Raw genomic sequence first — 25,705 nt, forward strand, 5'->3', positions numbered from 1 at the left:
GAAACCTTACGGCCACGGGACGCCAAAACGCACCGTCCGTCTGTTAGTTGAGCAGGCTCCCCTGGAGCTCTGCGCGAAGGTCCGGTGTCAGGACCGTACCGGCTCGGTCCACGAGCAGCGCCATCTCGTATCCGACGAGGCCGATGTCCGCCTCCGGATGTGCGAGTACCGCGAGCGACGAGCCGTCGGAGATGGACATGATGAAGAGGAATCCCCGCTCCATCTCCACAACCGTCTGATTGACGCTTCCACCCTCGAAGATCCGGGAGGCGCCTGCCGTCAGAGACGTCAGACCGGAGGCGACGGCCGCGAGCTGGTCGGCGCGGTCGCGGGGGAAGCCTTCGGACATCGCCAGAAGGAGTCCGTCGGCGGAGACCACCACCGTGTGGGACACCCCCGGGGTGTTGTCCACGAAGTTGGTGATCAACCAGTTCAGGTTCTGTGCCGCCTGGCTCATCGGGCTCACACTAACGCTCCTGGTTGTAGGTGCTGTCAGGACCGAAGCCCTGGCCGTTCGTTTCACTGCCTGCGTTGCGACCGCGCTGTACGCCGCGACGCAGGTTGCTCAGCCTGCCCCGGACGTCCTCCGGGGCGCGGGAGACCTGTGGGCCCCCCTGGTGAGTGCTCTCGGCGGAACCCTCGATGAGGTTGGCCTTGGGCACCCGCCTCGGCAGGCCGGAGGAGGTGACCCCGCCCGCCTTGGGCTTCCGGAGCTGCGAGGCCTGCTGCCACCGCTCGTCGTTCGCCGAGCGCCAGTCGCGGTCGCCGTTGCTCTCCGGGGTGGAGGCCGGAGGCTCCTGGCTCGCGTGCCGGGCGCCGCCCGCGCCGTTCGCACCACTCGCGGCGGCCCCACGGCGGGGAAGCCCGGCGTCGGTCAGCGAGGGTGCGGCGGAGTGGGTCGGCCCCGGACGGTCGAAGCCTACGCGGTCCTGCTCACTCGCGTCAGCGGCCTGCGCAGATTCCGTTTCCTGGGCCTGAGAAGGGTACTGGCTCGGGTAGCCGTTCTGGTAACCGTCCTGCTGCGGCCAGTCGTCCTGGTAACGCCGCTGCTCGAAGGCGGGGAAGCCGCCGGGCTCGCCCGCACGCGGCGCCGAGTGCTCCTCCTGGGCCGGCTCCGCATAGGAGGAGGGCTCCGGGTAGCCGCCGTTCTGCGAGAAGGTGTCGTTCTGCGGCAGACCGCCGTTCGGCGCGTAGTACTGCTCGTCGTACGCGGCCCGCTGCGGCTCCTCGTACGACGTCTGCCGCTGCTCCTCGTACGGTGCCTGCCGCTGCTCCTCGAACGGCGCCTGACGATCGTACGCGCCGGGCTGCTCCGGGTAGCCGTTCTGGCCGGTGTCGTAGCCCTGGCCGGTGTCGTAGCCCTGCTGCCCGTGGAACTCCTCGGAGTAGCCGGGCGTCTCGCCCTGCTCCTGGGCGCTCTGGCCGGGCAGGGCGGGCTGCTGGTGCGACTGGGCTTCCAGGGCCGCCCGGCGCTCCTCGCGCAGCAGGGAGCGGCCGACGGGGTCCAGCTCGCGTATGTCGTCGGGGACGTCGGTGTAGCGGCTGTCGTCGAAGCCCAGCTCCGCGGCCGTGCGCATGGGCTGCTGGTTGAAGTTCTCGCCGCCGAAGTTCTGCTCCGGGATGATCTGGGAGACGGTGAACTCGTCGCGGTCCACGTGCTGCTCGCCGCCACCACCGTGGGTGATCGCGTCGGGCAGCATGACGAGCGAGGTCGTGCCGGCCTGCTCGCCCGAGGGGCGCAGCTGGACGCGGATGCCGTGCCGGTCGGAGAGCCGGCCGACCACGAACAGGCCCATGCGCTGGGAGATCGCGGCGTCCACGGTCGGCGGGTTGGCCAGCTTGTGGTTGATGTCCGCGAAGTCCTCGGCGGTCAGGCCGATGCCCTTGTCGTGGATCTCGATCATCACGCGGCCGTCGGGGAGACGGGTCGCGGTCACGCGGACCTTGGTCTGCGGGGAGGAGAACGTCGTCGCGTTCTCCAGGAGCTCGGCGAGCAGGTGCACGAGGTCGGTCACGGCGCGGCCGTGGATCTCGGCCTCCGGGACGCCGGAGAGCTCGATGCGCTCGTACTGCTCCACCTCGGAGGAGGCGGCGCGCAGTACGTCGACCAGCGGGACCGGCTGGTCCCAGCGGCGGCCGGGCTCCTCGCCGGCGAGGACGAGGAGGTTCTCGCCGTTGCGGCGCATACGGGTCGCGAGGTGGTCCAGCTTGAAGAGGTTCTCCAGCTGGTCCGGGTCGGCCTCGTTGTTCTCCAGGTCGGTGATCAGGGTCAGCTGGCCCTCGATCAGAGACTGGTTGCGGCGCGAGAGGTTGGTGAAGATCGCGTTGATGTTGCCCCGCAGCAGGGCCTGCTCGGCGGCGAGCCGGACGGCCTCACGGTGGACCTGGTCGAAGGCGCGGGCGACCTCGCCGATCTCGTCCGTGGTGGTGATCGGGATGGCCTGGACACGGGTGTCGACGCGGCCGGGGTCGGTGCGCGAGAGCTGGTCGACCAGCATCGGCAGGCGCTGCTCGGCGATGCCGAAGGCGGCGTTGCGCAGCTGGCGCATCGAGCGGCTCATCTGGCGGGCCACCGCGCCGGCCAGGATGAAGGCGAGGAGCAGGGCGACGACGACGGCGGCACCGGTGATGTAGGCGTCGCGCTGGGCGTCGTCGGCGATGTCGGAGGCTTCGCTCACGGCCTTGTCGGCCATGTCCGCCTCGATCTTCTCGTAGGCGTTGAACCTGAGCGTGTTGACCGCCCACCAGTTGTCGGCGGTGATGCCCTGCTCGGCGAGGGCGGCGCGGGCGCTCGGGTCCGTGGTCTGGAGCGTCGCGACGGCCGAGACCATCGTCTCCGGCTTGGACGGCGGGGGGACGTAGTCCGGGTTCTTGGCCTTGGCCTCCCGGGCCATCGCGGCGCCGTCGGTCTTGATCTTCGCCTCGGCCGCCCTGAGCTTGGCCACGTCCTCCTCGGTACCGCCGCCGATGTACTCCTGCACGGCGATGCGCTCGAGGTAGGCGTACGAGGACAGGGCGATGCGCTGGCTGGCGAGGTTGCCCTCGTCCGGGCCCGGCTTGGTCAGGATGTGCATGCCGATGGAGCGCTGGAGCGACAGGGCCGCCTTGGTGAGCTCGATGGCGTACACGGTCCGGCCGTAGCTGGTGATGTTGCCGGTGCCGAGGCCCAGCTCGTTGGCGAACTCCGTCAGCGGGTGGGCGACCTCGACGTAGCCCTCCTCGGTCTGTACGCCCTTGAGCTTGGAGGTGTACGCGACCTGGCGCAGGGTCTGGAGCTTCGGCTCCGCCTCGCGGAACAGCTTCAGGCGGCGTTCCAGGCCGGGCTTGGCCGGCATGTTCTGGGCCGCGGCGTCGAAGGCGTCGGCCGCCTCGTCGGTGGTCTTGCGGACCTGGGCGACGGTCGCCTTGTCCTGGGAGGTCTGGGCGCTGCCCTTGAGCAGGGGTGCCGCGGAGGTGTCGCGCTCGTTGTAGAGGGCGTTGGCGTACAGCAGGGAGGCTCGCACCAGACGCGCGGTGTTCTCCGCGTCCTCGGCCTCCTGCCAGGTGTCGATCGAGCTCTTCACCTGGATGCCGCCCATGACGAGGCCGACCAGCACGGGTATGAGCAGGATCGCGTTGAGCCTGGTCGCCACACGCCAGTTGCGCGGGGAGAAACGGCCGCCGCTCTGGGCGGGCGCGGCCGATGGCTCCGAACCGGGCACGGGGGCGGGCGCCGCTGTGCGCGGCGGCGGGGTGAAGTTGCCCCGGGCCGACGGCTCGGGACTGTTCTTGCTTCGCCTCACTCGACCAACAACCTCTCGGCGGTCGGCACCAACGTTGTGCCGCAGTTTCTCAGAGCCCGGTACGCCTTCGACTGAGGTGTACGTCCTTGACTATTGGGCAGTTCAGGCATTCCAGCACGACGACCTGCGCTCTTCCAAACAGTCCGGGGTGCGGATTCCGGGGGATGTAAGCCCCAGATAAAACGGTCATAAAGAGCGAGCCCCGCCAAAAGGCGGGGCGATTGTGCGCGCAGCGAGACCGGCTGTGCGCGACGCGTGGCCGTACCACCTGATTCCTCTGCCGAAACGTTATGAACACCGGGGCCGACCGTGTCAAAGGACACAGTCGGCTCCGGTGCATCTACGACAACTGCCGTATGGCGCTTTTGAATTGGGTGCTACCTCAGCCGTGCCATCAGGGCGTGCTCGACCAGCGTGATCAGCGCACTCTTCGCGTCGGCCCGGTGCCGGGCGTCCGTTGTGATGATGGGGGTGTCCGGACCGATCTGGAGAGCTTCCCGCACCTCGTCGGGGGCGTAGGGCTGCTGGCCGTCGAAGCCGTTGAGGGCGACGACGAAGGGCAGGCCGCTGTTCTCGAAGTAGTCGACCGCGGGGAAGCAGTCGGCGAGACGGCGGGTGTCCACCAGTACGACGGCACCGATCGCGCCGCGCACCAGATCGTCCCACATGAACCAGAAGCGGTCCTGGCCCGGCGTACCGAAGAGGTACAGGATCAGGTCCTGGTCCAGGGTGATACGGCCGAAGTCCATGGCCACCGTGGTGGTGGTCTTGTCCCCGGTGTGGGTCAGGTCGTCGATGCCCGCGCTGGCGGAGGTCATCACGGCCTCCGTGCGCAGCGGGTTGATCTCCGAGACGGCGCCGACGAACGTGGTCTTGCCCACGCCGAAGCCGCCCGCCACCACGATCTTCGCGGAGGTGGTGGAGCGACCCGCGTCAGAGCTTGCGAAGTCCACTGAGCACCCTTTCGAGCAGTGTCACGTCGGGCGCACCGGTGGCGTCGTCGCCGCCCGGCTGGTGGATGGCGACGAGCCCGGCCTCCGCCAGGTCCGCGACCAGGATCCGGGCCACGCCCAGTGGCATGTTGAGCAGCGCCGAGACCTCGGCGACCGACTTCACCTCACGGCACAGGTGGCAGATGCGCTGGTGCTCCGGGAGCAGCCCCATGAGCGCCGCGGGATCGGCGGTCGTGCTGATCAGTGCCTCGATGGCCAGCTGATAACGCGGCCGGGTCCGGCCGCCGGTCATGGCGTACGGCCGTACCAGCGGCTGGTCGCCCTCGTCCTCGTACGGCTCCGCGTACGGATCATGAGAGGCGGGGGGCGGGGTCATGGGTCCTCCGGGCGGGACAGCAAGTCGGTCAGTCGAGCCGTCTGACGAGGCCTGTGTGGGGTGAGTGGCGGCCGGACGGTGATGTGGTGAGACGGGTGGAACCGGGGCCGATCAATGCAGCAGACTGCCTTGGAGCTCAGCTCGCAGGTCGGGGGTGAGGACCGCGCCCGCGCGGTCGACCAGGAGCGCCATCTCGTAGCCGACGAGGCCGATGTCGCAGTCGGGGTGAGCGAGGACGGCGAGCGACGAGCCGTCCGAGATGGACATCAGGAACATGAATCCCCGCTCCATCTCCACGACCGTCTGCGCGACGTCGCCCCCCTCGAAGATCCGGGAGGCGCCTGCCGTCAGGGACGTCAGGCCGGAGGCGACCGCCGCGAGCTGGTCCGCGCGGTCGCGCGGGAAGCCCTCCGACAGCGCCAGGAGGAGACCGTCGGCGGACACGACGACGGTGTGGGACACCCCAGGGGTGTTGTCCACGAAGTTGGTGATCAACCAGTTGAGATTCTGTGCCGCCTGGCTCATCGGACTCAACTAACGCTCCTGCTGGTGAGAGGGCCGAGGGAAGCTGCCGGTCTGGGTGGACCCGGCCTGACGACCCTGTGCAATACCGCGGCGGAGATTGGTCAGCCGACCGCGTACGTCATCGGGGGCACGCGAGATCTGCGGACCGCTCTGCTGTGGCTGCTGCTGCGCCGTGCCCGGGACGAGGTTCGCCCGGGGCACGCGGCGCGGCAGGCCGGAGGTGGTGACACCGCCGGCGGCGGGCTGGCGGACGCGCTCGGCCTGGCGGACGAGGTCGTCGTTCGGCGAGCTGCGCCAGCCGGCGGGGGCGGACCGCTGCGGACCGCCGGCTCCCTGCGGCTGTTGGGGGGCCGGAGCGGTGCCGTTGCTCTGCGGCTGCTGCTGTTCCTGCTGGCCGTGGAACCAGTTGGTCTCGAGCGTGTCGTACAGCGGCGTGCGCCCGTCGCCCGGACCGGTCGCCGGCGGCAGGGCCTCGGGCTCCTGCCGGGCGGGCCGTGCCTGCGGGGCGGGCGGACGCGGGGCGCCGAAGTCGGACCCGCCCCGGGCGCCGTTGGCCTGCGGCCGATCGAACCGGCCCGTGCCCGCCGGGTCGGCCGGGGTGGCCGGACCGGGGAGGGTGGGCCGGCCGGAGCCGTTGTCCTGGCGCGCGGAGTACTGGCCGGTGGAGCCGTTGTCGTAGGACTGCGGAGCCGGGTACTGGCCCGTGGAGCCGCCGGCGGGCCGCGGCGCACCGTACTGGCCCGTGGAACCGCCGTCCTGGCGCGGCGCCGGGTACTGGCCGGTCGAGCCGCCGTCCTGCCGGGGCGCCGGGTACTGGCCGGTGGAGCCGTTGTCGTAGGACTGCGGAGCCGGGTACTGGCCCGACGTGGACGACGGGTCGCGGCGGTCGGCCGGGGTGCTGAAGACGTCCGGGCGGACGAACTGGCCCGAACCCTGCGAGCCGTCCGTGCCGGGAAGGCCGAACCGGTCCGGGTGCTGGGGGCCGCCCGCGCCGGAGTCGGCCGGAGAGCCGGGGCCCTGCCGGTCGTCGTCGCGCGGGACGACGGGGATCTCCGCCGTCGAGCCCGGGCCCTGCCGGTCGTCGATCCGCGGCATGGCGGAGGTACGGGAGGCGTCCGGCTCCTCGTGCCCGCGCGGGGTGTCCAGCGAGGCACGCGGCACCGGCGGCTGGGCGTTCTCGTCGCTCCAGCTCGGCACGCGGGGCTGCGGGTCACCGCCGGGCAGCTCGGCCCGCGGACCGCCGCGCGGCGGCAGCTGCGGCTGACGGCCCTGGCCCCGGCCCTGCTCGGTGTTGCCCGGGCGGTGCCGGCCCCGGCCCCGGCCCTGCGGCCCGTTCGTACCCGCGGCCTGCAAACCCTGCGGGGCACCCGGCGCCTGACCGAATCCGGCACCGGCGGGAGCCGGACCCTGCGGGGGCGCGGGGGGAGCGCTCTGCTCGAACAACGACGGGGACGTGTCGGGACCCTGCGGTCCGCGCCCTCCGCCCGGCCGGCCACCGTCCGCGTCCCGCCCGGGCAGCGCGGCCCGCGGACCCTGGCCGGCAGCGAGCCGGCCACCGCCGGACGGCGCACCGCCGCCGAAGCCGCCGCCACCGGACGCGCCGGCCCCGAGGGCACCGCCACTCTGGCCGGCACCTGCGGCACGCCGGGCCGCGGCCGCACCGGCGGCCGCCTGCGCGGCGGCCGGACCGCCGCCGCCGACCGGCGGCTGACCGCCCTGCTTGGGCTGGGGCTTCCTGCCGCCCTGGGCGACGTCGACGGGCAGCATGACCAGTGCGGTCGTACCACCGGAGTCGGACGGGCGCAGCTGGATGCGGATGCCGTGCCGCTGCGACAGCCGGCCGACCACGAACAGGCCCATGCGGCGGGAGACGGAGACGTCCACCGTCGGGGGAGAGGCGAGCCGCTCGTTGATCGCGGCCAGGTCCTCCGGCGACAGACCGATACCGGTGTCGTGGATCTCGATCAGCACCCGGCCGTCGGGCAGGGCGTGACCGGTGACCTTGACCTTGGTCTGCGGCGAGGAGAACGAGGTCGCGTTCTCCAGCAGCTCGGCGAGCAGGTGCACGAGGTCGTTGACGACCCGGCCGGCCACTTCGGTGGTCGGCACGGAGGAGAGCTCGATGCGCTCGTACTGCTCCACCTCGGACGCGGCGGCACGCAGCACGTCGACCAGGGGGACCGGCCGGGTCCACCGGCGGCCGGGCTCCTCACCGGCGAGGACGAGGAGGTTCTCGCCGTTACGGCGCATGCGGGTCGCGAGGTGGTCGAGCTTGAACAGCGAGGACAGCTGGTCCGGGTCGGCCTCGCGGGACTCCAGCTCGGAGATCAGCGACAGCTGGCGCTGGATCAGACCCTGGGAGCGGCGCGAGAGGTTGGTGAACATCGCGTTGACGTTGCCCCGCAGCAGGGCCTGCTCGGCGGCGAGGCGGACCGCCTCGCGGTGCACGTCGTCGAAGGCCGCGGCCACCCGGCCGATCTCGTCCCGGGAGTGCACACCGACCGACTCGACGGAGGTGTCGACGTCCTGCGGGTCGGACTCGGACAGCTGCTTGACCAGCTCGGGCAGACGGTCGGAGGCGACCTTGGTCGCGGTCTCCTCCAGGCGGCGCAGCGAGCGGATCATGGAGCGGGCCACGACGAAGGCACCGACCAGCGACACACCGAGCACGATGAGGATCAGCGCACCGGAGATGATCGCGTCGCGCTCGGTGGCGCTGCGCAGCTCGCGGGCCTTCTGTTCCATCTGCTCGAGCAGGGTGTGCTCGATGTTCTTCATCTGCTGGATCTTGGTGGAGCTGTCGTCCAGCCAGTCGCGGTAGGACCGCTTGTCCTGCTGGGCGAGTCCGCTCGCGGAGACCAGGGCCCGGCCCGCGTAGAGGTCGGTCGCCTTGATCGTGGAGTTGCCGCCGTCCTCGATGGGCTTGAGCAACTCGGCGGCGGAGTCCTCGCCGTAGATGCTCTTGAAGCTGCGGATCTCGGACTTCTGGCTCTCCAGGGCCGACTCGGCGTAGAGCCGGTCGTTCGGCGAGAGCTTGCCGGTCGTGGTGTTGCTCGCGGGCAGCGCCGCCGCGAGGGCCGCGCGCTGGATCGAGGAGTACTCCTTGGCGGAGGAGAACGCCGCGAGGGCACGCGTGCGCTGGATCATGTCCGGGTTGCTGGTCGCCTCGGCCATGTCCTGGGAGAGGTCGATCAGGTTCTCGATCAGACGGTGGTACGCCTCGATCGTCTGCGTGGAGTTGTCCTCGGAGGCGTAGGCGCCCTTGCGGATCTGCTCCAGGTCGCCCAGCTCGCCGGCGAGCTGGATGAGGTACTCACGGACGCCCTTGAGGTTGCCGTCCTTGCTGGCGGTGTCGATCTGCTCGGAACTGTCGAGGAAGTTCTTCCTCGCCCGGTCGGTCTTCTCACGCAGGCCCTTGACCGTGAAGTCGGTGGCCTTGCCGCCGTGCGCCAGCGGGCCGGCCGACTGGTCGCGCTCCTCCTGGAGGGCGGCGGACAGCTCGGTGGCCTGCTTGGTCATGTCCGTCAGCAGCTTCATGTTGTCGAGCTGCTGGATGTCGTCCATGGACTGGTTGATGCGCAGCGCGCCGAGCGAGGTGGCCGCGACCACCGGAAGGGCGAGCAGCGAGACCAGACGGGTGGAGATGCGCCAGTTGCGCAGCGCTATTCGCGGGCCGGGACCCGTCGGGCCGGCCGGCGGCTTCAGGGGCGGAGCCGGGCTCGCGGACCCCGTGGGGGCCGACGCACCGGGGCGCCCGGGGCGTTCCCCGCCGTCACCCGCCGGGCCCTGGTTCTGGGCGTGCTGGGCCGAGGGACCTCGGTCGGTCCCGCCGTGCGGCTCCGGCTCCGCCGAAGCGCTGCCATCCCTCTTGAAACGTCCCTGCACTAGCGTCGCAACCTCTGGACCAGGCACCCCGCCGCATGAGCGGCGGAGCACGGTGTCGGCGTTCTGGGGACGCCCTGAGTACGCCCCCGTGGTGGTCGTGAGTGACCGGCGCTGGCTCCCCCTTCTCACCGCCACTCGGCGCGTCTGTGCGCCCCCTGTGCGCCGGCTCGATCCTGCGGCGGTCCGTGGCATTCCAGCACAGCACAGGATCTCCAACAAGGCTCGTATGCCAGGCCGTGACATAGGTGACACCACGTGAGTACCGGGTCACCGGACGTAGAAAGTGAGTTGGCCCATTTCGGACGTATGCCCGCGAGTCGCCGAGGTGCGGCGGGTGTCCCAGTCGCCATGATCAGCATCGGAATGAGGGCTTCAGTGGCTCAATGTCCGATTCGTTGGGGTGGCACGCAAGTGTGAATTGACCGATTTGCCCATTGATTCGTGAGAAAACTCACATGCCGATCATGAGCTCCCCGCGATTGCGCCGGGAATCCCATGTTTAGCCTGACGCTTTACAGAGATGGCAGAACCGACAACCCGCGCCCGTACGAGGGTCCTCCGCGCCCTCCCGGCGCCCGTCACAGAACAGGGTCAAGTAAACAGTGAAGACGACGACGATGTTCCACAAGATCGCGAACCCGCGACGCACGACGCTGGCGCACCTGGACGACGCCGACGAACTGCAGACGCCGGAACAGCCGGAGCACCGCGCCGAACTCCCTGCTCAGACCGCCAACCCCAAGCGCACCATCCTCACCGAGATCCCCGTCGCGGCCGCCGCTGCCGCGGAGTGACACCGGGTAGTACGCGCACCGGCCGCCGGATGCTCACGGCGGCGGGACACGAGCACCGAGGGGCGCCCCCGTCGACGGAGGCGCCCCTTCGTCATGCGCGCGGCGCGGACGCTTCCCCGCGTTAGCCTGGAGCGTCAGACTCCAGCCGCTTCAGTCAAGGGGCCAAGCATCCCGTGCGCATCGCCAGGTTCTCCATCGACGGGAACGTCGCCTTCGGCGCCATCGAGGGCGAGAAGCAGGACGAACTCGTCCTGGACATCATCAAGGGCATCCCGTTCGCGGACTACGAGCTCTCCGGCACGAAGGTGCCGGTCGCCAAGGTCAGGCTGCTGCCGCCGGTGCTGCCCAACAAGGTCGTGGCCTTCGGCCGCAACTACGCCGAGCACGCGAGGGAACTGGGCAACGAGGTCCCGCAGGCCCCCTTCGCCTTCTTCAAGCCGTCCACCTCGGTGATCGGTCCCGGCGACGAGATCCAGTACCCCTCCTTCTCCGCGGAGGTGCACCACGAGGCCGAGCTGGCCGTGGTCATCGGCCGGATGTGCCGCGAGGTCCCGCGCGAGCGCGTCAAGGACGTGATCTTCGGTTACACCTGCGCCAACGACATCACCGCCCGCGACGTGCAGAAGCGCGAGAAGCAGTGGGCGCGGGCCAAGGGCTTCGACACCTCCTGCCCGCTCGGCCCCTGGGTGGAGACGGAGCTGGACCCGAGCGACCTGACCATCCAGCTCACGGTCAACGGGCAGCAGCGCCAGCTGGGCCGCACCAGCGAGATGATCCACTCCATCGAGGACCTGATCGTCAACATCTCCGAGGCCATGACGCTGCTCCCCGGCGACGTGATCCTCACGGGCACCCCGGCTGGGGTCGGCCCCCTCAACGTCGGCGACGAGGTCGCCGTCTCCATCGAAGGCATCGGCACTCTCACCAACAAGGTTGTCAAGCGTGGCTAGCGCACCCGGCTCCCCCGTACGCGTCCGTTTCTGCCCCTCGCCCACCGGTAACCCGCACGTGGGCCTGGTGCGCACCGCCCTGTTCAACTGGGCGTTCGCCAAGCACCACCAGGGCACCCTGGTCTTCCGCATCGAGGACACCGACGCGGCCCGCGACTCCGAGGAGTCGTACACCCAGCTGCTCGACTCGATGCGCTGGCTGGGCTTCGACTGGGACGAGGGCCCCGAGGTCGGCGGCCCGCACGCGCCGTACCGCCAGTCGCAGCGCATGGACCTGTACAAGGACGTCGCGGCCAAGCTCCTGGACGCCGGTCACGCCTACCGCTGCTACTGCTCCCAGGAGGAGCTGGACACCCGCCGCGAGGCCGCCCGCGCCGCAGGCAAGCCCTCCGGCTACGACGGCCACTGTCGCGAGCTGACCGACGCGCAGGTCGAGGAGTACCAGGCCCAGGGCCGGGAGCCGATCGTCCGCTTCCGCATGCCCGACGAGACGATCACCTTCACCGACCTGGTCCGCGGCGAACTGACCTTCACCCCGGAGAACGTCCCGGACTACGGCATCGTCCGCGCCAACGGCGCCCCGCTCTACACGCTGGTCAACCCGGTCGACGACGCCCTGATGGAGATCACCCACGTCCTGCGCGGCGAGGACCTGCTCTCCTCCACCCCGCGCCAGATCGCCCTGTACAAGGCGCTGATCGAGCTGGGCATCGCCCAGCAGATCCCGTCCTTCGGCCACCTGCCGTACGTGATGGGCGAGGGCAACAAGAAGCTCTCCAAGCGCGACCCGCAGTCGTCCCTCAACCTCTACCGCGAGCGCGGCTTCCTCCCCGAGGGGCTGCTCAACTACCTCTCCCTGCTCGGCTGGTCCCTCTCGGCCGACCAGGACGTCTTCACGATGGACGAGATGATCGCGGCCTTCGACGTCGCGGACGTCAACCCCAACCCGGCCCGCTTCGACCTGAAGAAGTGCGAGGCCATCAACGGCGACCACATCCGCATGCTGGACGTGAAGGACTTCACGGAGCGCTGCCGCCCGTGGCTCCAGGCGCCGTTCGCCCCCTGGGCCCCGGAGGCCTTCGACGAGGCCAAGTGGCAGGCCGTCGCCCCGCACGCGCAGACCCGCCTCAAGGTGCTCTCCGAGATCACCGACAACGTCGACTTCCTGTTCCTGCCGGAGCCGGCGGAGGACGAGGCCAGCTGGGCGAAGGCCATGAAGGAGGGCTCGGACGCCCTGCTGCGCACCGCCCGCGAGAAGCTGGAGGCGGCCGACTGGACCTCCGCCGAGTCGCTCAAGGAGGCCGTCCTGGCCGCCGGCGAGGCCCACGGCCTCAAGCTCGGCAAGGCCCAGGCCCCCGTCCGCGTCGCCGTCACCGGCCGCACGGTCGGCCTGCCGCTCTTCGAGTCGCTGGAGATCCTGGGCAAGGAGAAGACCCTGGCCCGTATCGACGCGGCGCTGGCGAAGCTGGCCGCGTAACGCGCACACGACGAGGGCGGCGTCCGCTTCGGACGCCGCCCTTCGCGCGTCCCCCGAGTCGTCGTCCGGCCCCTTCCGGCCAACCACCGCTCGCCGCACGCACGTTGGATGCTCCCTGTGCACAGGATGCTCCCGCCTCACCGCCCAGCCCCGTGACGGCCGGGGCCCGGACCTCGCGCTCTCCGGCACGACAACCGTGGGCTGAGAGCACCCGCCGGCGGGTACGGTCCGATTATGAGGATCCACGCCGTGGTCTGGGACGTCGACGACACCCTCTTCGACTACACCACCGCCGACCGCCTCGGCATGCGCGCCCACCTGACGGCCGAGGGCCTGCTCGACGACTACGACACCGTCGAGCAGGCCATCACCCGCTGGCGGGAGATCACCGACGCGCAATGGGCGCGCTTCGCGGCCGGTGAGGCCACCTTCGAGGACCAGCGGCGCGACCGCGTGCGCGTGTTCCTCGGCCAGGACCTCACCGATGCCGAGGCCGAGGCGTGGTTCCAGCGGTACATCGCCCACTACGAGACGGCCTGGGCCCTCTTCCCGGACGTCCTGCCCGTCCTCGACGCCCTCGCCGCCAGCCACCGGCACGCCGTGCTCTCCAACTCCAGCCTCCACGTCCAGGACCGCAAGCTGCGCGTCCTCGGCGTCCACGACCGCTTCGAGACCATCCTGTGCGCGGCCGAGCTCGGCGTCTCCAAACCGGAGGCCGGCGCGTTCCTCGCGGCCTGCGAGTTCCTCGGCCTGCCGCCGCACCAGGTCGCCTACGTCGGCGACCACCCGGAGATCGACGGACGGGGTGCCGCCGACGCCGGGCTGCTGTCGGTGTGGATCGACCGCGGGGGCGCGTACGCCACGATCGACCCGCCCGTCGGGCCGCACCGCATCGCCTCCCTCGCCGAACTGCCCTCTCTGCTCGGCGCGGATACTCGTTTTGGAGCCCCGTCCACCTTCGGGTAATGTTCTTCCTGCGCCGCGGGGAGCGGGCCGGAAGGCAGGAACCCCAGGCGCACTACTAGAACAAGATCCCCCCAGGGGCTTGCGTTCCAGTGGCCTATGGTGTAATTGGCAGCACGACTGATTCTGGTTCAGTTAGTCTTGGTTCGAGTCCAGGTAGGCCAGCTCGCAGAGCTCATCTGCACCAGCGGATTCCGATCCGCAAGCCCCCGTTGTGTAGCGGCCTAGCACGCTGCCCTCTCAAGGCAGTAGCGCCGGTTCGAATCCGGTCGGGGGTACTGGTTCCGAACGATGAACGATCATCTCGGGACTGCTAGGGCCCCCGTTGTGTAGCGGCCTAGCACGCCGCCCTCTCAAGGCGGTAGCGCCGGTTCGAATCCGGTCGGGGGTACTGACTGGTCTAAACCACATTGGTCTATGGTGTAATTGGCAGCACGACTGATTCTGGTTCAGTTAGTCTTGGTTCGAGTCCAGGTAGACCAGCTCGGACCTGCGGAAACGCAGCCAGGCCCCCGTTGTGTAGCGGCCTAGCACGCCGCCCTCTCAAGGCGGTAGCGCCGGTTCGAATCCGGTCGGGGGTACGTACAGGGAAGGCCCTCCACTTCGGTGGGGGGCCTTTCCGTATCTCCCTGCCTGGGGGCGCGGAGCCTGATCGATGTGCGGCTCCGCCGCGTGGGCGCGACCAGCCGCGCGGCCCGCAGACGGCAGCGAAACCGCTCCTGCCGCGTACCCGGGGAAAGCCTGCCGCGGCGTTGAGGCCGACCCTCCCCGAAGCACCCTGCCGATCAGCCAGTACGTCGCAGCGCCTCGGAGAGGCGCCCTGCCGCATCGATCACAGCCTGCGCATGCATCCGGCCAGGATGACGCGTCAACCGCTCGATCGGTCCGGACACCGACACGGCGGCCACCACGCGGTTGGACGGCCCCCGCACCGGCGCGGAGACGGACGCGACCCCCGGCTCGCGCTCGCCGATCGACTGAGCCCAGCCCCGGCGTCGTACGCCCGACAGGGCCGTCGCCGTGAAGCGCGCGCCCTGGAGGCCGCGGTGCAGCCGCTCGGGCTCCTCCCAGGCCAGCAGGATCTGCGCCGAGGAGCCGGCCTTCATCGTGAGCGTCGAGCCGACCGGGACGGTGTCCCGCAGTCCGGACAGACGCTCCGCCGCGGCGACGCAGATGCGCATGTCGCCCTGGCGGCGGTAGAGCTGCGCGCTCTCGCCCGTGATGTCACGGAGGTGGGTGAGCACCGGGCCCGCGGTGGCGAGGAGGCGGTCCTCACCCGCGGCCGCGGCCAGTTCTGCCAGACGAGGGCCGAGAATGAAACGGCCCTGCATGTCGCGCGCCACCATGCGGTGGTGTTCCAAGGCCACGGCCAGGCGGTGGGCCGTGGGTCGTGCCAGTCCGGTGGCGCCGACCAGGCCCGCGAGGGTGGCCGGACCGGACTCCAGAGCGCTCAGGACGAGGGCCGCCTTGTCCAGAACGCCGACGCCGCTACTGTTGTCCATGCAACGATACTTGCGTCTCACTCTGTGAAACGCAAGTTCAAATTCTCGTGGAACCCGCCACTCTGGAAGACACGAAGTCACAGCGGCCCGTGACGTACGGGTCTGGCGGCGGTTGCCCGGTAACGCAGGGGCGCGGGCCCGCCTCTTGAAGATCTCTAGTTGGGCCGGCGGAGCGTCGTCGGCCGGAGGGAACAGCGATGGGTAGGACACTCGCGGAGAAAGTCTGGGACGACCATGTCGTCCGGCGCGCGGAGGGCGAGCCCGACCTTCTCTTCATCGATCTGCACCTGCTGCACGAGGTGACCAGCCCGCAGGCCTTCGACGGCCTCCGCAAGAGCGGCCGCAAGGTGCGACGCCTGGACCTCACCATCGCGACCGAGGACCACAACACCCCCACCCTCGACATCGACAAGCCGATCGCGGACCCGGTCTCCCGGATCCAGCTGGAGACGCTGCGCAAGAACGCCGCCGACTTCGGCGTGCGGCTGCATCCGCTGGGCGACGTCGAGCAGGGCGTCGTGCATGTCGTCGGCCCGCAGCTCGGCCTGACCCAGCCGGGCACCACCGTCGTCTGCGGCGACTCCCACACCTCCACGCACGGCGCCTTCGGCGCGCTGGCGTTCGGCATCGGCACCTCCCAGGTGGAGCACGTGCTGGCCACCCAGACGCTGCCGATGTCCCGCCCGAAGACCATGGCGATCACGATCAACGGCGAACTGCCCGAGGGCGTCACCGCCAAGGACCTGATCCTGGCGATCATCGCGAAGATCGGCACGGGCGGCGGCCAGGGCTACGTCCTGGAGTACCGCGGCGAGGCCATCGAGAAGCTCTCGATGGAAGCGCGCATGACCATCTGCAACATGTCGATCGAGGCCGGCGCCCGCGCGGGCATGATCGCCCCCGACGAGACCACCTTCGCGTACCTCAAGGGCCGTCCGCACGCTCCCGAGGGCGCCGACTGGGACGCCGCGGTCGAGTACTGGAAGACGCTCAGGACGGACGACGACGCCGAGTTCGACGCCGAGGTCGTCATCGACGCCGCCGAACTGTCGCCGTTCGTCACCTGGGGCACCAACCCCGGCCAGGGCGTACCGCTTTCGGCGTCCGTCCCCGACCCTGCTTCGTACGAAGACGCATCGGAGCGCTACGCCGCCGAAAAGGCCCTGGAATACATGGGGTTGGAGGCCGGCCAGCCGCTGCGCTCCATCAAGGTGGACACCGTCTTCGTAGGCTCCTGCACCAACGGCCGCATCGAGGACCTGCGCGCCGCCGCCGAGCTGCTCAAGGACCGCAAAGTCGCCGACGGCGTACGGATGCTGGTCGTCCCGGGCTCCGCGCGGGTGGGACTCCAGGCCGTCTCCGAGGGCCTGGACGTGGTCTTCAAGGACGCCGGCGCCGAGTGGCGGCACGCGGGCTGCTCGATGTGTCTGGGCATGAACCCCGACCAGCTGGCCCCGGGGGAGCGCTCCGCGTCCACCTCCAACCGCAACTTCGAGGGCCGACAGGGCAAGGGCGGTCGTACGCACCTGGTGTCGCCGCAGGTCGCGGCCGCTACCGCCGTCCTGGGCCACCTGGCCTCCCCGGCCGACCTGGCCGACGCCGACGTCCGTACGCCCGCTGGAGTCTGATCAGTCATGGAAGCATTCACCACTCACACCGGCCGTGCCGTCCCGCTGCGCCGCAGCAACGTCGACACCGACCAGATCATCCCCGCCCACTGGCTCAAGAAGGTCACGCGGGACGGTTTCGAGGACGGGCTGTTCGAGGCCTGGCGCAAGGACGCGTCGTTCGTGCTCAACCAGCCCGAGCGGCAGGGCGCGACCGTCCTGGTCGCCGGCCCCGACTTCGGCACCGGCTCCTCCCGCGAGCACGCCGTCTGGGCGCTGCAGAACTTCGGCTTCAAGGCCGTGATCTCCTCCCGCTTCGCCGACATCTTCCGCGGCAACTCGCTCAAGAACGGCCTGCTCACGGTCGTTCTGGAGCAGAAGATCGTGGACGCGCTGTGGGAACTCACCGAGAAGGACCCGCAGGCCGAGATCACCGTCGACCTGGTCGCCCGCGAGGTGCGCGCCGAGGGCATCACCGCCTCCTTCGAGCTGGACGAGAACGCCCGCTGGCGGCTGCTGAACGGCCTCGACGACATCTCGATCACCCTCCAGAACGAGGCGGACATCGCCGCGTACGAGGCGAAGCGCCCGTCGTTCAAGCCGCAGACGCTCCCGGTCTGATCCGGAGCACGGTCCGCCGCCCCTAGGCAAGGCGACTTTCGGCCACCGCAACACCCCCTCTGTACCCCCGATCAGCCCGATCGGGGGTACAGCCGTTTCTGCACCCGAACGGCCCTGCCCGTCCTGAGCCGAGCCCTCAACTTCCCACGTTATGCCGGTGGTTGTTGGGGTACGCGAGATGTACAGCCGTGACGTCCGTGTGTGCCCGGAAGACCGTTTGAGGCGCCAGTTGTCCCCTGCGCAGGCGACAACTCGCCCCAGATGGCACAATCTGTGCATGGAACACGACGGCCAACTCGAGCTCTATGCGGCAGTCGCGGGCCAACTCAAGGAAGCGCACGCAAGGGTGCGCGCACTGCAAGTCCCGGAGGGCGTACGGATGGCGCTGACCCGGAAGCTGCTGGTCATTACGGCCGCGGCCAAGCACGATCTCGCCGACGCGGCAAGGCGGCTGGAGCGGTTCACCGCGAACCTCGACGAGGGACGTCTCCCTGATGAGGAACGGTGAACCGCACAACATCGTCGAGTTCGTTGCGGCACAAGGGTGATAAGCCCGTTTCGTGTTTGATTTGCGGTATATATCTGCCTAACGTGCGAAAAAGCTAGAACACTTTCGTTCTGGCAATGTCTCCGAAGGGGAAGACGTGAACAAGGCGCAGCTCGTAGAAGCGATTGCCGACAAGATGGGCGGCCGACAGCAGGCCGCCGACGCTGTCGACCATGTACTGGACGCCATCGTCCGCGCGGTCGTCGCAGGTGAGAGGGTTTCCGTCACCGGCTTCGGTTCCTTCGAGAAGGTCGACCGTCCGGCCCGCTACGCCCGTAACCCACAGACGGGCGAGCGGGTTCGGGTCAAGAAGACCTCCGTTCCGCGCTTCCGCGCGGGCCAGGGCTTCAAGGACCTGGTCAGCGGCTCGAAGAAGCTGCCGCGCGGTGGCGAGGTCTCCGTCAAGAAGGCTCCGAAGGGCAGCCTGACCGGCGGCGCCGGCGCGACGGTCAAGAAGGCCGCCGCGAAGAAGGCGACCGCCAAGACGGCCGCCGCGAAGAAGGCCACGGCCAAGAAGGCGCCGGCGAAGAAGGCCACCACCAAGACCGCGGCCGCGAAGAAGACCACGGCGAAGAAGGCTCCGGCCAAGACCACGACGGCCAAGACCACCGCCGCGAAGAAGACCACCGCCCAGAAGGCACCGGCGAAGAAGGCGACCGCCAAGAAGGCGCCCGCCAAGAAGTCGACGGCGCGCAAGACCACCGCGAAGAAGACCACCGCCCGCAAGAAGTAGGGGTGCTGGGGCACTCACGCGCCGGGCCGGACTCCGTACGGAGTCCGGCCCGCGGTGTGTTCAGGGAGTGGTCAGAGGGTCTGGAGGGTCACCAGAGTGATCCGGAGGTCCTCCCTCGCGCCCTCCACCTCGATCCGCACCCGCTGTCCCGGGCGCAGCAGCCGCAGACCCCCCGCGTCGAACGCCGCCGCGTCGAAGGGCACCGGGGTGCCGTCGTCCAGGAGGACTTGCCCACTGCGGCTTTCGGGGTCGTACGTGTACGCGGTCGCCTGCATGGCCGCAGCCTACTGCCCGGGTATCAGCAACCGCGCGGCGGCCGCGGCCGTATGAGGGCCGACCCCCAGGGCCAGCGCGGTGCGCAGGTCGTCGCCGGTGTCCACGTCCTGGCGTACGGAATCCACGGCGGCGAGGGACAGTTCCACGGCCCCGGAGGCGCGGTGCCGGGCCCGGGAATCGATACCGAAAGCCGGGAACAATTGCCGCCTCGGGGCGGCGGCCAGCAGAGTCGTACCGATTTCGGCCGCGTCCGGGAGAAATGCGCGTGGGAATTCGGCGGCGGTATCGAGCACCCGGGCCAATTCCTGCGGGCGCAGTGCCGGCAGGTCGGCGTTCAGTGCGGCCACCGGGCTTTCGGGACGTGCCGACCGGACGGCCCCCGCCGCGTGTGCGAGGGCGACGTTGAGGCCGCCTCCCGGCTCGTCGGGAATGATCGCCGCGCCCAGAGCGGCCAGTTCACGGCCCGCCCGGGCGTCGTCCGTGACGACTGCCACATCCCGTACCGCGGAGCAGGCCAGCGCGGCCGCCACCGTGTCCTGGGCGAAGGCGAGCGCCAGGTCCGGCCGCAGCCCGTCGTCCGCGGTGTCCGCAAGCCTGCTCTTGGCCTGGGCCAGGGGTTTCAGGGGTACGACCAAGGTCCACTGCACAGATGTCCCGTCCCTCTCTTGTCGCGGTCATTGTCACCCGGGGCCACCGGCGCCCGGCGTGTCGGGGCGTACGGTGTTCTCGACAGACCGGCGGGCGGGGGCGACACTTGTGCGGCCCCCGTGGCCCCCGCCCCAGGCCCTAGAGGAAGGTGTCCGCGTGCCCCGCCGCAGAATCGGCTTCTGGTACCGCTTCGCCGCGGTGCTCTGCAAACCGCCGCTGGTGGTGCTGCTCAGGCGGGACTGGCGCGGAATGGAGCACATTCCGGTCGAGGGGGGATTTATCACCGCGGTGAACCACAATTCGCACATCGATCCCTTCGCTTACGCGCACTTTCAGTACAACACCGGGCGCGTCCCGCGATTCCTCGCGAAGAGCGCGCTTTTCAAGAAGGGATTCGTCGGCGCCGCGATGCGCGGCACCGGGCAGATTCCCGTCTACCGCGAGAGCACGGACGCGCTGAGCGCCTTCCGGGCCGCGATCGACGCCGTGGACCGCGGGGAATGCGTCGCCTTCTATCCCGAGGGCACCCTCACCCGCGACCCGGCGGGCTGGCCCATGACCGGCAAGACCGGGGCCGCCCGCGTCGCCCTCCAGACCAAGTGCCCGGTGATCCCCGTCGCCCAGTGGGGCTGCAACGAACTGCTGCCGCCGTACTCGAAGAAGCCGCGTCTCCTGCCGCGCAAGACGCACCACGTGCTCGCCGGGCCGCCGGTGGACCTCACGCGGTTCTACGACCGGGAGATGACCGCGGAGCTCCTGAAGGAGGCCACGGAGGTCATCATGGCCGCCGTCACCCGCCAGCTGGAGGAGATCCGCGGCGAGCAGGCGCCCGAGACGCCCTACGACCCGCGTCGGGAGCGGATCGAACAGCGGCGCCGCACCAAGGCGCAGACACAGCGGGGCGGGCAGCAGGCGGCATCGCCGGTGCAGTCGGCACCGGCGGGACAATCCGCACAGTCGGCACAGGAAAAGGGGCTGGGCAAGTGAGCAAGCCGGTCAAGGCGGCGGTGCTGAGCGCCGGTTCGTGGGGCACGGCCTTCGGCATGGTGCTCGCCGACGCCGGGTGCGAGGTCACCCTGTGGGGACGCCGCCCGGAAGTCGTGGAGGCGATCAACTCCACCCGCACCAACCCCGACTACTTCCCGGGGGTCGAACTCCCGGAGAACGTGCGGGCCACCACGGATCCCGCGGAGGCCGCCGCGGACGCCGACTTCACGGTCCTCTCGGTGCCCTCGCAGACCCTGCGCGCCAACCTCGCCGACTGGGCGCCGCTGCTCGCCCCCGGCACGGTCCTCGTATCGCTGATGAAGGGCGTCGAACTCGGCTCCGCGATGCGGATGAGCGAGGTCATCGACGACGTCGCCAAGGTCGGCCCGGACCGCATCGCCGTGGTCACCGGACCCAACCTGGCCCGCGAGATCGCCGCGCGGATGCCGGCCGCCGCCGTGGTAGCCTGCACCGACGAGGCCGTCGCCCAGCGGCTCCAGACCGCCTGCCACACGCCCTACTTCCGCCCGTACACCAACACCGACGTCGTCGGCTGCGAACTCGGCGGCGCGGTCAAGAACGTCATCGGCCTGGCCGTCGGCATCGCGGACGGCATGGGCCTCGGCGACAACGCCAAGGGCTCGCTCATCACCCGCGGTCTCGCCGAGACCACCCGGCTCGGCATGGCGCTCGGCGCCGACCCGCTGACCTTCTCCGGACTCGCGGGCCTGGGCGACCTGGTGGCCACCTGCTCCTCGCCGCTGTCCCGCAACCACACCTTCGGCACCAACCTCGGCAGGGGCATGACCCTCCAGGAGACCATCGCGGTCACCAAGCAGACCGCCGAGGGCGTCAAGTCCTGCGAATCCGTGCTGGATCTGGCCCGTCGGCACGGCGTCGACATGCCCATCACGGAGACGGTCGTCGGCATCGTGCACGAGGGCAAGCCTCCGGTGGTGGCTCTCAAGGAGCTGATGTCGCGCAGCGCGAAGCCGGAACGACGCTGAGCGACGCGGGTCCGGAGGCGCTGTATCCCGGCCCTACCAACGGGTACTCTCAACGCGATATGAGCACCGAGAACCTCCCCCAGAGCCCCGAGCAGCCGCCGCGCAAGCCGCGTGTGGCCGTCGTGTTCGGCGGGCGCAGCTCCGAACACGGGATCTCCGTGGTCACGGCCGGCGCCGTCCTCAAGGCCATCGACCGGACGAAGTACGACGTCCTGCCGATCGGCATCACCCAGGACGGCCGCTGGGCGCTCACGGCGGACGAACCGGAGCGGATGGCGATCGTCGACCGGCGCCAGCCGAGCGTCGACCTGCTCGCCGAGTCCGACGAGGGCGGAGTGATCCTCCCGGTCGACCCCGCCAACCGCGAAGTCGTCTACAGCGAGCCGGGGTCCGTCCCCAAGGCGCTCGGCGAGGTCGACGTGGTCTTCCCGATGCTGCACGGCCCCTACGGCGAGGACGGCACCCTGCAGGGCCTCCTGGAGCTCTCCGGTGTCCCGTACGTCGGTTCGGGGGTGCTCGCCTCGGCCGTGGGCCAGGACAAGGAGTACATGAAGCGGGTGTTCACCTCGTTCGGGCTCCGGGTCGGCCCGTACGTGGTGGTCCGCCCGCGCGAGTGGGAGCGCGACGAGGCCGGCGCCCGCAAGAAGATCGTCGACTTCGCCGGTGAGCACGGCTGGCCGCTGTTCGTGAAGCCGGCGCGCGCCGGTTCGTCGATCGGCATCACCAAGGTCGACGACCTCTCCGGGCTCGACGCGGCGATCGCCGAGGCCCAGCGGCACGACCCGAAGATCCTCGTGGAGGCCGCGCTGCGCGGCCGCGAGATCGAGTGCGGCGTCCTGGAGTTCGAGGACGGTCCCCGGGCCTCAGCGCCCGCCGAGATCCCCTCTCCCGAGGCACACGCTTATTACGACTTCGAGGCCAAGTACATCGACTCGACGCCGGGAATCGTGCCGGCGCCTCTGACGCCCGAGGAGACGGCCGAGGTGCAGCGCCTGGCGGTCGACGCCTTCGAGGCGGCGTCCTGCGAGGGCCTGGTCCGCGCGGACTTCTTCCTCACCGAGGACGGCGAGTTCGTGATCAACGAGATCAACACGATGCCCGGCTTCACGCCCATCTCGATGTATCCGCAGATGTGGCAGGCGAGCGGGGTGAGCTACCCGGAGCTGGTGGACCGCCTGGTGCAGGCGGCACTTCGCCGTTCCACGGGCCTTCGCTAGGAACCGTCCCAGAACGGCATTCGATGCACGGCGCTCAGGAGGCGATCCCCTTGGGGATCGCCTTCTTCACGGCCGAAGCCAGATCGGTCAGCACCCCCGAGCTGTCCACGCCCTCCGGCACGGCCACCTCGACATAGGCCTCACGGTTCGCCGAGGTGAACCGGTACCCCCCGTCGTCCTGCTTCTCCATCAGCCAGTCGACCCCGTTCACACCCCCGGCGACGGCATCCGGATCCCGTCCGTCGGCCACCTTCGGATCGACCATCTTCGGCGGCTGCGGCACACCGCAGCGAAGTATGATCGCCGGGCTGCCCCAGCCCGCCGTCAGCGCCGACGCGGGCTCGGGATCCTCGCGGCGCTCCCCGTCCACCTTCGCGGGCAGTACCTTGTCCAGGTTCCGGCACAGTTCCGCGACCTTCGCGCCCGGACTGGGAACCGCCGCCGACGCGCTGTCGTCTGCCGAGGAGCAGGCCGCGGCAGTGATCAACAGCGCGAGAGCGGGCAGGCGGAGGAAAACGCGGGACACAGAACGGTGCCGGTGACGGAAAGAGTTCACCGGCACAGGGTAGACGGGGGCTACAGATGGACGACCGGGCAGGTCAGGGTGCGGGTGATGCCGTCCACTTGCTGGACCTTGGCGACCACCATGCGGCCGAGGTCGTCGACGGTGTCGGCCTGGGCCCGCACGATCACGTCGTACGGTCCTGTGACGTCCTCGGCCTGGATGACCCCAGGAATCTTGCTGATCGTCTCGGCGACGGTCGACGCCTTGCCGACCTCCGTCTGGATCAGGATGTACGCCTGTACCACGGAACCTCCAGGGCGGCCACGAGGATCATGTGGGGAAAAGGAACGCCACGGTATCGCGTCGCCGCTCGCCGCGGGGAGACCTGCGGGGACCGGGTCTTGCGCGCCGGGGTGCAGGTCCGGCAGAACTTGACGGTCACTTCGACCGTAACGAGGACCGAGAGGCCTCGCGACCGGGCACGGACAGGGACAGAAGGGGAGAAAGGGCAATGAAGGGCACTGTTGGTGAGCTCGGTGAGTTCGGGCTCATCAGGGAGCTCACCTCCCGTCTGACCACCACCCCGGCGGTCCGGGTCGGCCCCGGCGACGATGCCGCCGTGGTGGCCGCGCCCGACCGCAGGGTCGTGGCCAGTACGGACATCCTGGTGGAGGGCCGGCACTTCCGCCGGGACTGGTCGACGGCCTACGACGTGGGCCGCAAGGCGGCGGCGCAGAACCTCGCCGACATCGCCGCCATGGGCGCCGTGCCGACCGCGCTGCTGCTCGGTCTGGTCGTTCCGGCCGAGTTGCCGGTGACATGGCCGAGCGAGCTGATGGACGGCCTGCGCGACGAGTGCCAGGTGGCCGGTGCCGCCGTGGTCGGCGGTGACGTCGTACGCGGCGACTCGATCGTGGTGTCGATCACCGCGCTCGGCGACCTGCGCAACCAGGAGCCGGTGACGCGGGCGGGCGCGCAGCCCGGCGACCTCGTCGCGGTGACGGGCTGGCTGGGCTGGTCGGCGGCCGGTTACGCGGTGCTCTCCCGGGGGTTCCGCTCGCCGCGCGCCTTCGTGGAGGCCCACCGCCGCCCCGAGCCGCCGTACCACGCGGGTCCGGCCGCCGCCGGGCTCGGGGCGACCGCCATGTGCGACGTGAGCGACGGGCTGATCGCCGACCTCGGGCACATCGCCGAGGCCAGCAAGGTCCGTATCGACATCCGCTCCGGGGCGATCGACATCCCCTCCCAGATGAACGACATCGGGCAGGCCGTCGGCGTCGACCCCATGCAGTGGGTGCTGACCGGGGGAGAGGACCACGCGATCGTGGCGACCTTCCCGCCGGACGTGAAGCTGCCCGCCCGCTGGAAGGTCATCGGCGAGGTCCTCAACCCGTCGGCGCTGCCCCAGGTGACGGTCGACGGGGCGCCGTGGACCAGCAAGGGCGGCTGGGACCACTTCGGAGACATGGAGTCATGATTCCCAACGTCCTCACGGTGGCGGGCTCCGACTCGGGCGGCGGCGCCGGCATCCAGGCCGACCTGAAGACGATGCTCGCCCTCGGCGTGCACGGCATGAGCGTCCTCACGGCGGTGACCGCGCAGAACTCCCTCGGCGTACAGGGGGCTTGGGAGCTGCCGGTGGAGGCGGTGCGGGCCCAGTACCGCAGCGTCGTGGACGACATCGGCGTCCAGGCGGTCAAGACCGGGATGCTGGCCTCCGCCGAACTCGTGGAGACGGTGGCCGAGTTGATCGCGGGCACGGACGCCCCGGTGGTCGTCGACCCGGTGGGCGTCTCCAAGCACGGCGACTCCCTGCTCGCCGCCTCGGCGCTGGGCTCCGTCCGTACGAAGCTGCTGCCGGTGGCGACGGTCGCCACCCCCAACCTCGACGAGGTCGCCCAGCTGACGGGCGTGCGCGTCGAGACGGAGGAGCAGCTGCGGCGGGCCGCGGCGGCCGTGCTCGGATACGGACCGCGGTGGGTGCTGATCAAGGGCGGTCACCTGTCCGGGGACGCCGTGGACCTGCTCACGGACGGCTCCGAGGAGCACTGGCTGCGGGCGCCGAGGCACGACAACCGGCACACCCACGGCACGGGCTGCACCCTCGCCTCCGCCATCGCGTCACAGCTCGCCAAGGGGCATACGGTGCCGGAGGCGGTGGCGGCGGCCAAGGAATACGTCACCGGGGCGATCGAGGCCGGGTTCGCCCTCGGCGGGGGGATCGGGCCGGTGGATCATGGCTGGCGCTTCCGCACCGGTTGCTGAACATCCGGGCACGGCAAAAAGCCGGTCCACCAGGGGTGGACCGGCTTTCTACAGCGAACCAGCAGTGGCCGCGCGCTAGCGGAGC

At 70.2% G+C, this 25,705-nt stretch carries 24 protein-coding genes and 5 tRNA genes; 18 read left to right on the top strand and 11 right to left on the bottom strand.

The annotated features are described in order from the left end of the window. Positions 1-43: 43 nt before the first annotated feature. From HDA41_RS28265 to HDA41_RS28290, 6 genes are all read right to left on the bottom strand, one after another. Positions 44-457 (bottom strand): roadblock/LC7 domain-containing protein, encoded by a 414-nt coding sequence (locus HDA41_RS28265; protein WP_033321188.1) that lies wholly within the window; start codon positions 455-457, stop codon positions 44-46. 10 nt (positions 458-467) lie between these two features. After that, positions 468-3,782 carry a sensor histidine kinase gene (locus HDA41_RS28270; protein ID WP_184988605.1) on the bottom strand — a complete coding sequence of 1,105 codons (3,315 nt, stop codon included), beginning with the start codon at positions 3,780-3,782 and terminating at the stop codon, positions 468-470. Between the two features lie 377 nt (positions 3,783-4,159). Beyond that, positions 4,160-4,735: a GTP-binding protein gene (locus HDA41_RS28275; protein ID WP_184988608.1), complete on the bottom strand. Its 576-nt coding sequence runs from the start codon at positions 4,733-4,735 to the stop codon at positions 4,160-4,162. Beyond that, complete coding sequence (locus HDA41_RS28280; protein ID WP_053668780.1) at positions 4,716-5,111, bottom strand: DUF742 domain-containing protein; 396 nt, start codon at positions 5,109-5,111, stop codon at positions 4,716-4,718. The genes HDA41_RS28275 and HDA41_RS28280 overlap by 20 nt, the downstream gene beginning before the upstream one ends. A gap of 111 nt (positions 5,112-5,222) precedes the next feature. Further along, positions 5,223-5,636, bottom strand: coding sequence for a roadblock/LC7 domain-containing protein (locus tag HDA41_RS28285; RefSeq protein ID WP_029181510.1), 414 nt, complete (start codon positions 5,634-5,636; stop codon positions 5,223-5,225). A 9-nt stretch (positions 5,637-5,645) separates the two neighbouring features. Beyond that, positions 5,646-9,521, bottom strand: coding sequence for a sensor histidine kinase (locus HDA41_RS28290; protein ID WP_184988610.1), 3,876 nt, complete (start codon positions 9,519-9,521; stop codon positions 5,646-5,648). Positions 9,522-10,123: 602 nt separating this feature from the next. On the opposite strand from HDA41_RS28290, the gene HDA41_RS28295 reads away from it, so the two are divergent. The 9 genes from HDA41_RS28295 to HDA41_RS28335 all read left to right on the top strand — a co-directional run bounded on the left by HDA41_RS28295 (position 10,124) and on the right by HDA41_RS28335 (position 14,286). After that, on the top strand, positions 10,124-10,315 hold the full coding sequence (locus HDA41_RS28295; protein WP_184994195.1) for a hypothetical protein: 192 nt from the start codon (positions 10,124-10,126) through the stop codon (positions 10,313-10,315). Positions 10,316-10,488: 173 nt separating this feature from the next. Continuing rightward, on the top strand, positions 10,489-11,265 hold the full coding sequence (locus HDA41_RS28300) for a fumarylacetoacetate hydrolase family protein (protein WP_184988613.1): 777 nt from the start codon (positions 10,489-10,491) through the stop codon (positions 11,263-11,265). Continuing rightward, the gene (gene gltX, locus HDA41_RS28305; protein ID WP_184988616.1) at positions 11,258-12,742 is read left to right on the top strand and encodes a glutamate--tRNA ligase; all 1,485 of its coding nucleotides are present in this window, start codon (positions 11,258-11,260) and stop codon (positions 12,740-12,742) included. The genes HDA41_RS28300 and gltX overlap by 8 nt, the downstream gene beginning before the upstream one ends. Before the next feature lie 234 nt (positions 12,743-12,976). After that, entirely contained in the window at positions 12,977-13,708 is a 732-nt protein-coding gene (locus HDA41_RS28310) for an HAD family hydrolase (protein ID WP_184988619.1), read from the top strand. A gap of 90 nt (positions 13,709-13,798) precedes the next feature. Next, positions 13,799-13,870 (top strand) — tRNA-Gln (locus tag HDA41_RS28315). 40 nt (positions 13,871-13,910) lie between these two features. After that, positions 13,911-13,983, top strand: a tRNA-Glu gene (locus HDA41_RS28320). Between the two features lie 40 nt (positions 13,984-14,023). Further along, positions 14,024-14,096: transfer RNA gene (locus HDA41_RS28325), tRNA-Glu, on the top strand. Between the two features lie 20 nt (positions 14,097-14,116). After that, a tRNA-Gln gene (locus HDA41_RS28330) sits at positions 14,117-14,188 on the top strand. Positions 14,189-14,213: 25 nt separating this feature from the next. Then, a tRNA-Glu gene (locus HDA41_RS28335) sits at positions 14,214-14,286 on the top strand. A 204-nt stretch (positions 14,287-14,490) separates the two neighbouring features. On the opposite strand, the gene ndgR is transcribed toward HDA41_RS28335, so the two are convergent. After that, entirely contained in the window at positions 14,491-15,207 is a 717-nt protein-coding gene (gene ndgR / locus HDA41_RS28340; protein WP_184988622.1) for an IclR family transcriptional regulator NdgR, read from the bottom strand. Between the two features lie 197 nt (positions 15,208-15,404). Here ndgR and leuC point away from each other — a divergent pair, with 197 nt between their 5' ends. The 4 genes from leuC to HDA41_RS28360 all read left to right on the top strand — a co-directional run bounded on the left by leuC (position 15,405) and on the right by HDA41_RS28360 (position 18,715). Continuing rightward, positions 15,405-16,835: a 3-isopropylmalate dehydratase large subunit gene (gene leuC / locus HDA41_RS28345; RefSeq protein ID WP_184988625.1), complete on the top strand. Its 1,431-nt coding sequence runs from the start codon at positions 15,405-15,407 to the stop codon at positions 16,833-16,835. Positions 16,836-16,841: 6 nt separating this feature from the next. Further along, positions 16,842-17,435: a 3-isopropylmalate dehydratase small subunit gene (leuD, locus tag HDA41_RS28350; protein ID WP_086560324.1), complete on the top strand. Its 594-nt coding sequence runs from the start codon at positions 16,842-16,844 to the stop codon at positions 17,433-17,435. 277 nt (positions 17,436-17,712) lie between these two features. Next, the gene (locus tag HDA41_RS28355; protein ID WP_184988628.1) at positions 17,713-17,943 is read left to right on the top strand and encodes an SCO5555 family protein; all 231 of its coding nucleotides are present in this window, start codon (positions 17,713-17,715) and stop codon (positions 17,941-17,943) included. A 136-nt stretch (positions 17,944-18,079) separates the two neighbouring features. After that, the gene (locus HDA41_RS28360; RefSeq protein ID WP_184988631.1) at positions 18,080-18,715 is read left to right on the top strand and encodes an HU family DNA-binding protein; all 636 of its coding nucleotides are present in this window, start codon (positions 18,080-18,082) and stop codon (positions 18,713-18,715) included. Between the two features lie 71 nt (positions 18,716-18,786). Here HDA41_RS28360 and HDA41_RS28365 read toward each other — a convergent pair whose 3' ends face one another. Then, a complete protein-coding gene (locus HDA41_RS28365) occupies positions 18,787-18,990 on the bottom strand; it encodes a hypothetical protein (RefSeq protein ID WP_184988634.1) in 204 nt (67 codons plus the stop codon). Between the two features lie 9 nt (positions 18,991-18,999). Further along, positions 19,000-19,638: a 2-phospho-L-lactate guanylyltransferase gene (gene cofC, locus HDA41_RS28370; protein WP_184988637.1), complete on the bottom strand. Its 639-nt coding sequence runs from the start codon at positions 19,636-19,638 to the stop codon at positions 19,000-19,002. 157 nt (positions 19,639-19,795) lie between these two features. Between cofC and HDA41_RS28375 the strand changes: the two genes are divergently transcribed. From HDA41_RS28375 to HDA41_RS28385, 3 genes are read left to right on the top strand one after another with little or no spacing between them, the layout of a single operon-like run. Then, entirely contained in the window at positions 19,796-20,626 is an 831-nt protein-coding gene (locus HDA41_RS28375) for a lysophospholipid acyltransferase family protein (RefSeq protein WP_184988640.1), read from the top strand. After that, entirely contained in the window at positions 20,623-21,633 is a 1,011-nt protein-coding gene (locus HDA41_RS28380) for an NAD(P)H-dependent glycerol-3-phosphate dehydrogenase (protein WP_184988642.1), read from the top strand. The genes HDA41_RS28375 and HDA41_RS28380 overlap by 4 nt, the downstream gene beginning before the upstream one ends. Before the next feature lie 59 nt (positions 21,634-21,692). Further along, a complete protein-coding gene (locus tag HDA41_RS28385) occupies positions 21,693-22,850 on the top strand; it encodes a D-alanine--D-alanine ligase family protein (RefSeq protein WP_184988647.1) in 1,158 nt (385 codons plus the stop codon). Between the two features lie 34 nt (positions 22,851-22,884). Here the strand turns inward: HDA41_RS28385 and HDA41_RS28390 are convergent, their stop codons facing one another. Both HDA41_RS28390 and HDA41_RS28395 read right to left on the bottom strand, forming a co-directional pair. Then, positions 22,885-23,406, bottom strand: coding sequence for a DUF3515 domain-containing protein (locus tag HDA41_RS28390; protein WP_230299668.1), 522 nt, complete (start codon positions 23,404-23,406; stop codon positions 22,885-22,887). Between the two features lie 20 nt (positions 23,407-23,426). Beyond that, the gene (locus tag HDA41_RS28395; RefSeq protein ID WP_003997603.1) at positions 23,427-23,660 is read right to left on the bottom strand and encodes an Lrp/AsnC family transcriptional regulator; all 234 of its coding nucleotides are present in this window, start codon (positions 23,658-23,660) and stop codon (positions 23,427-23,429) included. Positions 23,661-23,866: 206 nt separating this feature from the next. Here HDA41_RS28395 and HDA41_RS28400 point away from each other — a divergent pair, with 206 nt between their 5' ends. Together HDA41_RS28400 and thiD are read left to right on the top strand one after the other, a co-directional pair. Continuing rightward, on the top strand, positions 23,867-24,832 hold the full coding sequence (locus tag HDA41_RS28400) for a thiamine-phosphate kinase (RefSeq protein WP_059421942.1): 966 nt from the start codon (positions 23,867-23,869) through the stop codon (positions 24,830-24,832). Continuing rightward, positions 24,829-25,620, top strand: coding sequence for a bifunctional hydroxymethylpyrimidine kinase/phosphomethylpyrimidine kinase (gene thiD, locus HDA41_RS28405; protein WP_184988649.1), 792 nt, complete (start codon positions 24,829-24,831; stop codon positions 25,618-25,620). The genes HDA41_RS28400 and thiD overlap by 4 nt, the downstream gene beginning before the upstream one ends. Positions 25,621-25,705: the final 85 nt, after the last annotated feature.

Origin of the sequence: Streptomyces caelestis (assembly GCF_014205255.1) — a bacterium.
Lineage (GTDB): Bacteria > Actinomycetota > Actinomycetes > Streptomycetales > Streptomycetaceae > Streptomyces > Streptomyces caelestis.

Coding starts and splice junctions, on each gene's coding strand:
- HDA41_RS28285 (WP_029181510.1), bottom strand. CDS start 5,636: ATGAGCCAGGCGGCACAGAATCTCAACTGGTTGATCACCAACTTCGTG.
- HDA41_RS28280 (WP_053668780.1), bottom strand. CDS start 5,111: ATGACCCCGCCCCCCGCCTCTCATGATCCGTACGCGGAGCCGTACGAG.
- leuD (WP_086560324.1), top strand. CDS start 16,842: ATGGAAGCATTCACCACTCACACCGGCCGTGCCGTCCCGCTGCGCCGC.
- HDA41_RS28265 (WP_033321188.1), bottom strand. CDS start 457: ATGAGCCAGGCGGCACAGAACCTGAACTGGTTGATCACCAACTTCGTG.
- HDA41_RS28355 (WP_184988628.1), top strand. CDS start 17,713: ATGGAACACGACGGCCAACTCGAGCTCTATGCGGCAGTCGCGGGCCAA.
- thiD (WP_184988649.1), top strand. CDS start 24,829: ATGATTCCCAACGTCCTCACGGTGGCGGGCTCCGACTCGGGCGGCGGC.
- HDA41_RS28400 (WP_059421942.1), top strand. CDS start 23,867: ATGAAGGGCACTGTTGGTGAGCTCGGTGAGTTCGGGCTCATCAGGGAG.
- HDA41_RS28310 (WP_184988619.1), top strand. CDS start 12,977: ATGAGGATCCACGCCGTGGTCTGGGACGTCGACGACACCCTCTTCGAC.
- HDA41_RS28385 (WP_184988647.1), top strand. CDS start 21,693: ATGAGCACCGAGAACCTCCCCCAGAGCCCCGAGCAGCCGCCGCGCAAG.
- leuC (WP_184988625.1), top strand. CDS start 15,405: ATGGGTAGGACACTCGCGGAGAAAGTCTGGGACGACCATGTCGTCCGG.
- HDA41_RS28365 (WP_184988634.1), bottom strand. CDS start 18,990: ATGCAGGCGACCGCGTACACGTACGACCCCGAAAGCCGCAGTGGGCAA.
- ndgR (WP_184988622.1), bottom strand. CDS start 15,207: ATGGACAACAGTAGCGGCGTCGGCGTTCTGGACAAGGCGGCCCTCGTC.